We start from the raw sequence: 11,370 nt of genomic DNA on the forward strand, positions 1-11,370 counted from the left end.
CACACTTATGCGCCTGATTGGTAAAGCGCTCACCTTTGACGACGTGTTATTGGTGCCAGCCTACTCCCAAGTCCTGCCCAAGGACACATCTCTTGCCACCCGCTTGACCCGCAACATCGCCTTGAACCTGCCCCTGGTTTCAGCGGCCATGGACACCGTGACTGAATCACGTCTGGCCATTGCCATTGCCCAAGAAGGTGGCATGGGCATTGTGCACAAAAACATGACGGCACAGCAGCAAGCTGCCAAAGTGGCCAAGGTCAAGCGTTATGAGTCCGGCGTGTTGCGTGACCCGGTAGTCATCACGCCCCTGCACACGGTGCGCCAAGTGATGGACTTGTCGGCACAGTTGGGGGTGTCGGGTTTCCCGGTGTGCGACGGCGGCAAAGTGGTGGGCCTGGTCACCGGCCGTGACTTGCGGTTTGAGACCCGCTATGACCTGCCGGTGAGCCACATCATGACCCCGCGTGAAAAACTGGTGACCGTGCCTGAGGGCACCACCATCACCCAGGCCAAGGTGCTGCTCAACCAGCACAAAATTGAACGCCTGTTGGTGGTCAATGATGCGTTTGAACTCAAAGGCCTGATCACGGTGAAAGACATCACCAAGCAGACCAGCTTTCCCAATGCCGCGCGCGATGCCCAGGGCAAATTGCGTGTGGGCGCGGCGGTAGGCGTGGGCGAGGGCACCGAAGAACGCGTCGAGCTGCTGGCGCGAGCCGGTGTGGACGCCATTGTGGTGGACACCGCGCATGGTCACAGCAAAGGTGTGCTGGATCGGGTGCGCTGGGTCAAGCAAAACTTTCCACAAGTGGAAGTGATTGGCGGCAACATTGCTACCGGCGCTGCGGCTTTGGCTTTGGTAGAGGCGGGTGCAGATGCGGTCAAGGTCGGTATTGGGCCAGGTTCTATTTGCACCACACGCATTGTGGCGGGCGTGGGCGTGCCGCAAATCATGGCCATTGACAGCGTGGCCACGGCGCTCAAGGGCACCGGCGTGCCTTTGATTGCCGACGGCGGCATTCGCTTCAGCGGCGACATCTCCAAAGCCATTGCCGCTGGCGCCAGCACGGTGATGATGGGTGGCATGTTTGCTGGCACCGAAGAGGCACCGGGCGAGGTCATTTTGTTCCAGGGGCGCAGTTACAAAAGCTACCGCGGCATGGGCTCGATTGGGGCCATGCAGCAAGGCAGTGCCGACCGCTATTTTCAAGAGTCCAGCACCGCCAACCCCAACGCCGACAAACTGGTGCCCGAAGGCATTGAAGGCCGTGTGCCTTACAAAGGCTCTATGGTGGCCATCATTTACCAAATGGCCGGTGGCTTGCGCGCCAGCATGGGCTACTGTGGTTGCGCCACCATTGAAGAGATGCAAAACAAGGCCGAGTTTGTAGAAATTACCACGGCAGGCATCCGCGAAAGCCATGTGCACGACGTGCAAATCACCAAAGAAGCGCCTAACTACCGGGCTGAATAAAGGTTTTAGTCAAAAGTCACCGGTTCATTTCGCATGCTGCTCGAACAACTTCGCCAATTGAAAGACCCGCTGAACCATTTGGCTCATCAATACGGTGCCAGTGACCTGCGGGTGTTTGGTTCGGTCGTGCGAGGTGAAGAAACCGCTGACAGTGATGTCGATTTTTTGGTTCGGTTTCCTCGAGGTTATGACCTGTTTTTGCAGCGCCTGCCGCTGGCACAGCAACTTGCTGCATTGCTGCAGCGCCGGGTTGACTTGGTGCCGGAACATGAATTGAACCCGCACATTCGCCCGTATGTTCTACGGGAGGCGGTTGAACTATGAGCAAGTTCGATGCATCAAGTTCGATGCCAACTCCCTTCCTTGATTTGTTTTGATTTCTATGTTCCACCAAAAAATCCTCATCCTCGACTTTGGTTCACAAGTCACTCAGTTGATTGCCCGGCGCATTCGCGAAGCCCATGTGTTTTGCGAAGTGCATCCCTGTGATGTGACAGACGACTGGGTGCGTGCCTATGCCCGTGACGGCAAGCTCAAAGGCGTCATTCTGTCTGGCAGTCACGCCAGCGTGTACGAAGACACCACTGACAAAGCGCCGCAAGCGGTGTTTGAGCTGGGGCTGCCTGTGCTGGGCATTTGCTATGGCATGCAAACCATGGCGCACCAGTTGGGCGGTTTGGTGACCAGCGGGCATCAGCGTGAGTTTGGCCATGCCAACGTGCGCGCCCATGGGCACACCGCACTGCTCAACGGCATTGCAGACTTCACCACGCCTGAAGGCCATGGCATGCTGCAGGTGTGGATGAGCCACGGCGACAAGGTCACTGAGCTGCCCCCCGGCTTCAAGCTCATGGCCAGCACCGACAGTTGCCCGATAGCGGGCATGGCTGATGAAGAACGACGTTTTTACGCTGTGCAATTTCACCCTGAAGTGACCCACACCAAGCGTGGCGCGGCCATTTTGGAGCGTTTTGTGCTCGACATTTGCGCTGCCCGTGCCGACTGGATCATGGGTGACTACATCAGCGAGGCGGTGGCGCACATTAAAGCGCAGGTGGGTGATGAAGAGGTTATTTTGGGCTTGTCTGGTGGCGTTGATTCGTCCGTGGCGGCGGCTCTGATTCACCGTGCCATTGGTGACCAACTCACCTGTGTGTTTGTGGACCACGGCCTGCTGCGCCTGAACGAAGGCGACATGGTGATGGACATGTTTGTTGGCAAGCTGCACGCCAAGGTGATTGGGGTGGATGCGGCTGACCAGTTTTTGGGGCATCTTGCAGGTGTCAGCGACCCAGAAGCCAAGCGCAAGATCATTGGCCGTGAATTTGTAGAGGTTTTTAAGGCTCAAGCCCTTGCATTGACTGTGCAAGATGCTAGTGCTAAAGGAGCAAAGTGGCTGGCTCAAGGCACCATTTACCCTGATGTCATTGAGTCTGGCGGTGCTAAAAACAAGAAGGCCGTGGTCATCAAGAGCCACCACAACGTGGGCGGTTTGCCAGAACAATTGGGCTTGAAACTGCTGGAGCCCTTGCGCGAATTGTTCAAAGATGAAGTGCGTGAACTGGGCGTGGCGCTGGGCTTGCCCTACCACATGGTCTACCGCCACCCGTTTCCTGGCCCCGGCTTGGGGGTGCGGATTTTGGGTGAAGTCAAGAAAGAATACGCCGACCTGCTGCGCCGCGCCGACGACATCTTCATGCAAGAGCTCAACAACTTTGTCGACGAAGCCAGCGGCAAAACCTGGTACGAGCTCACCAGCCAAGCTTTCACCGTGTTTCTGCCTGTGAAAAGCGTCGGCGTGATGGGCGATGGCCGCACTTATGACTACGTGGTGGCGCTGCGTGCCGTGCAAACCAGCGACTTCATGACCGCAGACTGGGCTGAACTGCCCTACGCGCTGCTGAAAAAAGTGTCGAGCCGCATCATCAACGAAGTACGTGGCATTAACCGCGTGACCTACGACGTGAGCAGCAAGCCACCGGCCACAATTGAGTGGGAATAGTCATGGTATTGGGAAAGCATTTCGAATGTGAATGTGCGAATGCTTTGGCCTCATGAAGCTTGCAACTGACTACCAGGCATGAGGTCATCACCTCTTGTGAGTTGCGTTGTATCAACTCACCCGACTTCATCACCAACCTAAACCTAGGGCTTGCACCCCGGGCACCTGAGGCCAGAAGACCCGTGACAGCGCCCAGCTACCACCCCGATACGCACTGGATGCGTGCTGCTTTGGCGCAGGCGCAACTGGCTCAGTCGCTGGGTGAAGTGCCGGTGGGCGCGGTGCTGGTTTGTGGCGAGCAAATCATCGCCACCGGGCACAACGCTTCTATCTGCCACCATGATCCGACCGCGCACGCCGAAATGCTGGCCTTGCGCATGGCAGCGGCTCATTTGCAAAACTATCGGCTCGAAGACTGCGAGATGTTTGTCACGCTGGAGCCCTGCGCCATGTGCGCGGGTGCCATGCTGCATGCCCGCTTGAAACGGGTGGTGTTTGGTGCGGTAGACCCCAAAACGGGTGCGGCGGGCTCGGTACTGAATGTGTTCGCGCACCCGCAGCTCAACCATCAGACCCAAGTTCAAGGTGGGCTGCTGGCTAATGAGTGCGGGGCAATGCTGCAAGCATTTTTCAAGTCCAAACGCCAACAGCAGCGTGCGCTGGCCAACCCCTTGCGTGACGATGCCTTGCGCACGCCTCTGCGGTGTTTTGAAGGCTTGGCAGCCATGCCTGGTACCGCAATCATGCTGGCAGATTTACCCGCCTTGCAAGGCTTGCATTTGCACTATGTGGATGCCGGGCCACCGCAAGCTGACGCCGTGGTGGTGTTCCTGCATGGTCAACACAGCTGGTCGCAGCTTTGGCGCAGCGCGATGTTGACGCGGGTGGCGCAAGGTGCCCGGGTGCTGGCGTTGGACATGCCGGGCTTTGGTAGAAGTGACAAACCCAAAAAACCCGCATGGCACACTCAAACCCGCCATGCGCAAGTGCTTTGGCAGTGGTTGCGGCGGTTGAATGTGTCCATGGTGCTGCTGTTGGAGCCGCAAGGCGACGAGCTTTGCTTCCCGGCCGATACGCCTGCCGAAGCAACTCAACCAGCGCCGGGTGAGCGGTTCAAACTGCACCGCGTGGGCTCAGTCAGTGATGCGTTGCTGGACATGGCGCAGGGCATCACAATTGAAAGAGAATCTTGTGCTTGGCAGGCCATGCCCCTTGTTGAAGCCAATGCCCCTTATCCACATGCAGGCTACCGAGCCGCCATGCGTGTTGTGCGACAGTTTGACGAGAAAAAATCATGAAAAAACACATCTATATCTATTCGCCTTCTGGTGCAGTTAGGGACAAAGCGGCTTTCAAACGCGGTCTGGAGCGGTTGCAGGCCTTAGGCCATGAGGTGGAGGTCGATGCCGCTGCGTTGGCCAGTCACCAGCGGTTTGCCGGTGACGATGCCACCCGACTGAACGCCATTCACCGTGCGGCTGACAGTGGCGCCGATGTGGCTTTGATTTCGCGAGGTGGCTACGGTTTGACGCGCTTGCTGCCTGGCATTGACTATGCCAAAGTGACCCGTGCCATTGAAAAAGGCACTGCTTTTGTGGGGTTGAGCGATTTCACCGCTTTTCAATGCGCGGTGCTGGCGCAAACCGGTGCCGTCACCTGGGCGGGGCCTGCGCTGTGCGAAGGCTTTGGTGCCAGCCCCGCCCCGGACGAGATCATGGAAGCCTGCTTTGATGATTTGTTGCAAGGCCAGGGGGAGGGCAGTGGGTGGAGGCAAACCTTGGAGAAACGCCAAAAAGATATTAAAAACATAGCTGCTAGCGCTTATAAATCAAGCTCAGAAGGCATATTTGGTGTTGAAAATGCTGTTCTCTGGGGGGGGAACTTGACGGTGCTGACCGGGCTGCTGGGCACACCGTATTTCCCAAACATCGAGGGTGGTATGTTGTTTTTGGAAGACGTCGCAGAGCATCCTTACCGGATTGAGCGCATGTTGACGCAGCTTGTGTATGCCGGTGTGTTGGGGCGTCAAAAAGCCATTTTGCTGGGGCAGTTCACGGGCTACAGCCTGGTGGGCCACGACCGGGGTTTCAAATTTCAAACGGTGGTAGACCACTTGCGCGAGCAGCTTCAAACCCCAGTGGTGACCAATGTGCCGTTTGGCCATGTACCCACCAAAGTCTTGCTGCCAGTGGGTGCCAAAGCCGATCTGGCTGTGGACGGGCGTGATGTCATGCTGGTCTGGGGGCATGTTTAATGCCTACGCGCGCGCACTTCCTCTAAACTCACGCCAAATCATTTTCAAATCATGCTCATGGGCGTTCAATCCACCGTTGTTTTTGCTGATCTGTTTGGCAGCACAGCCGTGTTTGAGTCGTTGGGCAACGCCAAAGCCACTGCCGCGGTGACCGAGATCACCACCTGGCTAGGGGCGGAATTCAAGGCCGGTGGTGGCCGTGTGGTGAAGTTTTTGGGTGACGGGGTGCTGGTCACGTTCAAAGAAAAAACGCACGCCTTGGCTGCCGTGGTGAACGTTCAACGTGACTACGCCAAAAAGTTGGCACACACACCACCTGCTATCTACATGCCACTGCGCATAGGGGTCGCCTTCGGTGAAATTGAATTGGTTGACGAGGATTGTTATGGGGACGCCGTCAACATTGCTGCCAGGTTGAGCGAGTTGACCGGGGCGCATCAGATTTGGGTCAGCAGCCAGGTGTTGGACGATGTCAAGTTGCCCACTGGCGTGCGCACCCGTTTCCTGGGTCCCATCCATGTCAAAGGCCGCACCGAGGCCTGCACTGTCTACCAAGTGGAATGGCAAGAAGATGTGGACTCAGATTTGTTCACCATACATTCGCCTGACTTTGACGCTGACCAAGAAGCTTCTTTGTCCAACCTAGCCGTGCGGATTGAATTGTCTTGGCTCACCGAGCACAAAACATTCAAAACCTTTGAGTTGCCTATCCACATTGGACGCATCCGCCAGGCCGACTTTGTGGTGAGCGATTTGCATGTGTCGCGGCGCCACGCCCGGCTGGATTGGCGCAATGGCAATGTGGTGTTGACCGATGTCAGCACCTATGGTTCTTGGGTGCGATTTGCCGGGGGGGGCTCAGACCTGCTGCTGCGCCGGGAAGAGTGTGTGTTGCACGGCAAGGGTGAGGTGGCTCTGGGCACCACGTTCAACGATCTCAGCGCACCGGTGGTGAGTTTCTGGATTCATTCACCAAGCTGACGGGGTCGGGTTCAGGGCTCAACGTCAAAATTCGACGGGCGCCATCAAACCGTTTGCGCCAGTAAGCTATGTCCATGCTTTCAACCCGCACTTGAGCGCCAGGCTTGGGCGAATGCACAAATTGACCATCGCCCAAATAGATGCCCACATGGCTGAAGGCGCGGCGCATGGTGTTGAAAAACACCAAGTCACCGGGTTGAAGTTCGGTTTTGTCGATTTTTTCAGTGACTGCAGCTTGCTGTTCGGCTCTGCGCGGCAAGATCAAACCCAAAGTTTGTTCAAACGTGGCTTTGACGAAGCCGCTGCAGTCAAACCCGGTGTCAGCTGAACTGCCACCGCGCTTGTAGGGCACGCCTAAAAACCCAAGGGCATTGGCCAGCAAGGCGGTAGATTTGTCCGTGACGCTGACGCGCATTTGGTCAATTTGGGTGATCAAGCCCTTGCCTGCAGTCAGCAAAATCGGCTCTTCAGGGGTTTCTGGCGGTGCTGCGTGGGCAGCAAGTGCCAACAGAAAGCACATTGAAATTGCAAGGGTTCGCAAGGGTTGTAGCATTGCCAGAGTTTAACGGGTTTGTATTTTTCAGAATCGTCCTGGAAAGCTGTTGTAACCCATTGATTTCAATACTTTGAGGATTTTTATGTTCACTGCACTTGTGTTGCAAAACACGCCAAATTTTCATGCGGAACTGGCTCAGCTCGACGAGTCCAGCTTGCCTGAGGGTGATGTCACGCTGGCCGTGGCTTACTCCACGTTGAATTACAAGGATGGCTTGGCCATCACCAACAAAAGTCCGGTGGTGCGCCAGTGGCCCATGGTGGCGGGCATTGACGGTGCGGGCACGGTCATTGCGTCAAGCCATCCGAACTGGCAAGTGGGCGATTTGGTGGTGCACAACGGCTGGGGTTTGGGTGAAACCCGCTGGGGTTGTTTGGCCGAAAAAGCGCGGCTCAAAGGCGACTGGCTGGTGCGATTGCCGGCCGCCTTCACTCCCCGCCAAGCCATGGCCATTGGCACGGCGGGCTACACCGCCATGCTATGTGTGCTGGCGCTGGAAGACCACGGCGTGCGGCCCGATCAGGGCGAAATTTTGGTGACGGGCGCCACCGGTGGTGTGGGCAGTGTGGCCATTGCGCTGCTGGCCAAGTTGGGCTTCAACGTGGTGGCTGCGACCGGCAAAGCCAGTGAAGAGGCTTACCTGAAAGCACTGGGTGCCCGCAGCATCATCGACCGTGCCAGCTTGTCTGCGCCGGGTAAACCGTTTCAAAAGGAACGCTGGGCCGGGGTGGTGGACGCAGTGGGTTCGCACACGCTGGCCAATGCGCTGGCGCAAACCCGTTATGGCGGCGTGGTGGCAGCTTGCGGCCTGGCACAAGGCATGGATTTGCCAAGCTCGGTGATGCCATTCATTTTGCGTGGAGTGACCCTGGCCGGGGTGGATTCGGTGATGGCGCCGCTGCCCAAGCGGCAACGTGCTTGGGCACGCCTGGCGCAAGACCTGGATGTGTCTGTGCTGGAGCGCATGGTTCAAGAGGTGCCTTTGGCAGACTGCGTGGCGCATGCGCACGCCTTGATGGCCGGCCAAGTGCGTGGACGGGTGGTGGTGAAGATACCAGCTATTTCATGATCAAATCACCCTCTAGCACTTATGGAATAAGCGTAAGCAGCTATTGATAATGTAGTATTCTCTTCACCGCTTGGCTTTTGCTGCCACCTACTTTTTCACTGAACTACTTTGACTTAAGGCAAAACATGTTGCTTGACGCTGAACTCTCCCAATTGGTGCTGGTGGATTACCAAACCCGCTTGATGCCCGCTATGTTTGAAGCCCCTTTGGTGCTGGCCAATGCGCTGCGTCTGGCACAAGCTGCCAAGTTGTTGCAGGTGCCGGTGTGGGGCACTGAGCAAAACCCATCCAAATTGGGCGAAAACCCGCCAGACTTGCGCGCTCTGTGCCAGCGCACCCTGGCCAAAATGCAGTTCAGCGCGGTAGAAGAGGGCTTGGGTGAATGGCTGCGCCCGCCGCTCAAAGCCCCAGCTGGCAATGCGCGCAGTTTGCCCAAGCATTTGCAAAAACCTTCCAACACACCTGCAGAACGCCTGAGCATTGTGGTTGCTGGCTGTGAAACCCATGTGTGTTTGCTGCAAACCGCCTTGCACCTTTTAGAAGATGAATTTGAAGTGTGGGTGGTGACCGATGCCTGCAGTTCGCGCACTGAGCGCAACCGCGACGCCGCCTTTGACCGCTTGGCGGGTGCCGGTGCAGAGCTGGTCACTACTGAAATGGTGTGTTTTGAGTGGCTGCGCAGTGCCGAGCATGCGCAGTTCAAGGCGGTTCAGGCCTTGATCAAATAAGGCGCACTGAAAACAGTCAGGGTGTTGCAAGTTCTCCCTCCATAATTATGAATTCAGTTTATTTATAACCACCGGAGACAGCCTATGACAACTTATGCCGCATTTCACCAACGTTCCCTTACCGACCGCGACGGTTTTTGGGGTGAACAAGCCCAGTTGGTAGACTGGAAAGTACAGCCACAGCAAGTGTGCGACTACAGCAATCCTCCGTTTGCCAAGTGGTTTGTCGGTGGTGTCACTAACCTGTGCCATAACGCGGTAGACCGTCACCTGAAAGACCGTGCCGATCAAGCTGCGCTGATTTTTGTCTCGACCGAGACAAACCAAGAAAAAATCTATTCCTTCCGCGAACTCCATGCTGAAGTGCAGCGCATGGCCGCTGTGCTGAAAGAGCTGGGGGTGCAAAAGGGCGACCGGGTGCTGATTTACATGCCCATGATTGCTGAGGCCGCCTTTGCCATGCTGGCCTGTACCCGCATTGGCGCCATTCACTCGGTGGTGTTTGGTGGCTTTGCCTCGGGCTCGTTGGCCTCTCGCATTGAAGATGCCGAGCCCAAAGTCATCATCAGCGCCGATGCTGGTTCGCGTGGTGGCAAGCCAGTGGCTTACAAGCCACTGCTTGATGAGGCCATCAACCTGTCTAAATACAAACCTGAATCGGTGCTGCTGGTCGACCGTGGCTTGGTGCCGATGGCTTTGGTTGAAGGCCGCGACAAGTTGTGGGGCGCGTTGCGCGAGAAAAATCTCAACACCGTGGTGGAATGCGAATGGGTCGATGCCACGCATCCCAGCTACACGCTCTACACCAGCGGCACCACCGGCAAACCCAAAGGCGTGCAGCGCGACACCGGTGGCTACTGCGTGGCACTGGCGGCCAGCATGAAGCACATCTATGCGGGCAACGCGGGCGAAACCTACTTCTCAACCAGCGACATCGGCTGGGTGGTGGGTCACAGCTACATCATTTATGGCCCGCTGATTGCTGGCATGGCCACCATCATGTACGAAGGCCTGCCCACTCGCCCCGATGGTGGCATTTGGTGGAGCTTGGTTGAAAAATACAAGGTCACGGTGATGTTCAGCGCACCCACGGCCATTCGGGTGCTCAAGAAACAAGACCCGGCACTGCTGACCAAATACGATTTGTCGAGCTTGCGCGCCTTGTTCCTGGCGGGTGAGCCGCTCGATGAGCCCACCGCGCAGTGGATCAGCGACGGCCTGGGCAAGCCGATCATCGACAACTATTGGCAAACCGAGACCGGTTGGCCAATTTTGGCGCTGTGCAATGGCGTGGAAAAAGCCGTGTCCAAGTTTGGTTCACCCGGCAAAGCGGTGTATGGCTACAACGTCAAGCTGTTGGATGACCAAACCGGTGAAGAGCTGACTGGCGCCAACCAAAAAGGTGTGGTCGCTGTCGAAGGCCCCTTGCCACCCGGCTGCATGCAAACCGTGTGGCGTGATGACGAGCGGTTTGTCAACACCTACTGGAAGAGCGTGCCGGGCAAGTTGGTTTACAGCACCTTTGACTGGGGTGTGCGCGATGCAGACGGCTACTACTTCATTTTGGGGCGCACCGATGACGTGATCAATGTGGCCGGCCACCGCTTGGGCACCCGCGAGATCGAGGAAAGCATTGCCGCCCACCCCAACATTGCCGAGGTGGCTGTGGTGGGTGTAGCCGACCAGCTCAAAGGGCAGGTGGCCATGGCGTTTGCCGTGGTGAAAGATACCAGTTTGGTGGCTGATGAGGCCGGTGCAGCCAAACAAGAAGCTGAAATCTTCAAGTTGGTTGACCGCGACTTGGGTGCGGTGGCGCGTCCGGCGCGGGTGCGTTTTGTGACTGTGTTGCCCAAAACGCGCAGTGGCAAATGCTTGCGCCGTGCCATCACGGCGGTGTGCGAAGGCCGTGACCCGGGTGACTTGACCACCATGGACGACCCCGCAGCGTTGCAGCAAATCAAAGATTTGATCAGCGCGAAGTAATTTTCAAGGTTTAATTTTTCTTGTAAGGATTGTGCTGCCTTTGGGTGGCACAATCTTTTTTTCGATTCGGCCCTTCCAACGCCACTGTCGCATCCGCCAAACGGTCAAGCCGTGACGCGGGAGGTTAATCAACCAGCAGCTTTAACCAGCTAAAGTTTCCCAAAGGGAAATGAAAGTCAGCGAAATATGAGTGAGACAAACACGGTTTATCAAGCCTACCAGGCGAACACCTACCTTTTTGGTGGGAACGCCCCGTACGTCGAAGAGATGTACGAAAACTACCTGGCTAACCCAGGCAGCGTGCCAGACACCTGGCGTGA

The 11,370-nt window shown here is 56.8% G+C and carries 11 protein-coding genes; 10 read left to right on the forward strand and 1 reads right to left on the reverse strand.

Features of this window, described 5'->3' with window-relative positions; translation table 11 throughout:
* Positions 1-7 precede the first annotated feature (7 nt).
* The 6 genes from guaB to PHT20_RS12780 all read left to right on the forward strand — a co-directional run bounded on the left by guaB (position 8) and on the right by PHT20_RS12780 (position 6,714).
* Positions 8-1,477 (forward strand): IMP dehydrogenase, encoded by a 1,470-nt coding sequence (guaB, locus tag PHT20_RS12755; RefSeq protein WP_300087521.1) that lies wholly within the window; start codon positions 8-10, stop codon positions 1,475-1,477.
* A 33-nt stretch (positions 1,478-1,510) separates the two neighbouring features.
* On the forward strand, positions 1,511-1,801 hold the full coding sequence (locus PHT20_RS12760) for a nucleotidyltransferase domain-containing protein (RefSeq protein WP_301020815.1): 291 nt from the start codon (positions 1,511-1,513) through the stop codon (positions 1,799-1,801).
* Positions 1,802-1,859: 58 nt separating this feature from the next.
* Positions 1,860-3,479: a glutamine-hydrolyzing GMP synthase gene (gene guaA / locus PHT20_RS12765; protein ID WP_301020816.1), complete on the forward strand. Its 1,620-nt coding sequence runs from the start codon at positions 1,860-1,862 to the stop codon at positions 3,477-3,479.
* A gap of 182 nt (positions 3,480-3,661) precedes the next feature.
* Positions 3,662-4,777 (forward strand): tRNA adenosine(34) deaminase TadA, encoded by a 1,116-nt coding sequence (gene tadA / locus PHT20_RS12770; RefSeq protein WP_301020817.1) that lies wholly within the window; start codon positions 3,662-3,664, stop codon positions 4,775-4,777.
* Positions 4,774-5,733 (forward strand): LD-carboxypeptidase, encoded by a 960-nt coding sequence (locus tag PHT20_RS12775; RefSeq protein WP_301020818.1) that lies wholly within the window; start codon positions 4,774-4,776, stop codon positions 5,731-5,733. Before tadA ends, PHT20_RS12775 begins: the two co-directional genes overlap by 4 nt.
* Positions 5,734-5,790: 57 nt before the next feature.
* The gene (locus PHT20_RS12780) at positions 5,791-6,714 is read left to right on the forward strand and encodes an adenylate/guanylate cyclase domain-containing protein (protein ID WP_301020819.1); all 924 of its coding nucleotides are present in this window, start codon (positions 5,791-5,793) and stop codon (positions 6,712-6,714) included.
* Here the strand turns inward: PHT20_RS12780 and PHT20_RS12785 are convergent.
* Complete coding sequence (locus tag PHT20_RS12785; RefSeq protein ID WP_301020820.1) at positions 6,671-7,267, reverse strand: C40 family peptidase; 597 nt, start codon at positions 7,265-7,267, stop codon at positions 6,671-6,673. The two genes, PHT20_RS12780 and PHT20_RS12785, sit on opposite strands and share 44 nt — an antisense overlap.
* 85 nt (positions 7,268-7,352) lie before the next feature.
* On the opposite strand from PHT20_RS12785, the gene PHT20_RS12790 reads away from it, so the two are divergent.
* The 4 genes from PHT20_RS12790 to PHT20_RS16755 all read left to right on the forward strand — a co-directional run.
* Entirely contained in the window at positions 7,353-8,339 is a 987-nt protein-coding gene (locus tag PHT20_RS12790) for an MDR family oxidoreductase (protein ID WP_301020821.1), read from the forward strand.
* A gap of 125 nt (positions 8,340-8,464) precedes the next feature.
* Positions 8,465-9,067, forward strand: a complete 603-nt coding sequence (locus tag PHT20_RS12795; protein WP_301020822.1) for an isochorismatase family protein — start codon at positions 8,465-8,467, stop codon at positions 9,065-9,067.
* Positions 9,068-9,151: 84 nt separating this feature from the next.
* The gene (locus PHT20_RS12800; RefSeq protein ID WP_301020823.1) at positions 9,152-11,050 is read left to right on the forward strand and encodes a propionate--CoA ligase; all 1,899 of its coding nucleotides are present in this window, start codon (positions 9,152-9,154) and stop codon (positions 11,048-11,050) included.
* 186 nt (positions 11,051-11,236) lie between these two features.
* The coding region (locus PHT20_RS16755; RefSeq protein WP_366520931.1) for a hypothetical protein at positions 11,237-11,370 on the forward strand (134 nt) is incomplete at its 3' end.

Source organism: Rhodoferax sp., assembly GCF_028715765.1.
In the GTDB taxonomy this organism is placed as follows: Bacteria; Pseudomonadota; Gammaproteobacteria; order Burkholderiales; family Burkholderiaceae_C; genus Rhodoferax.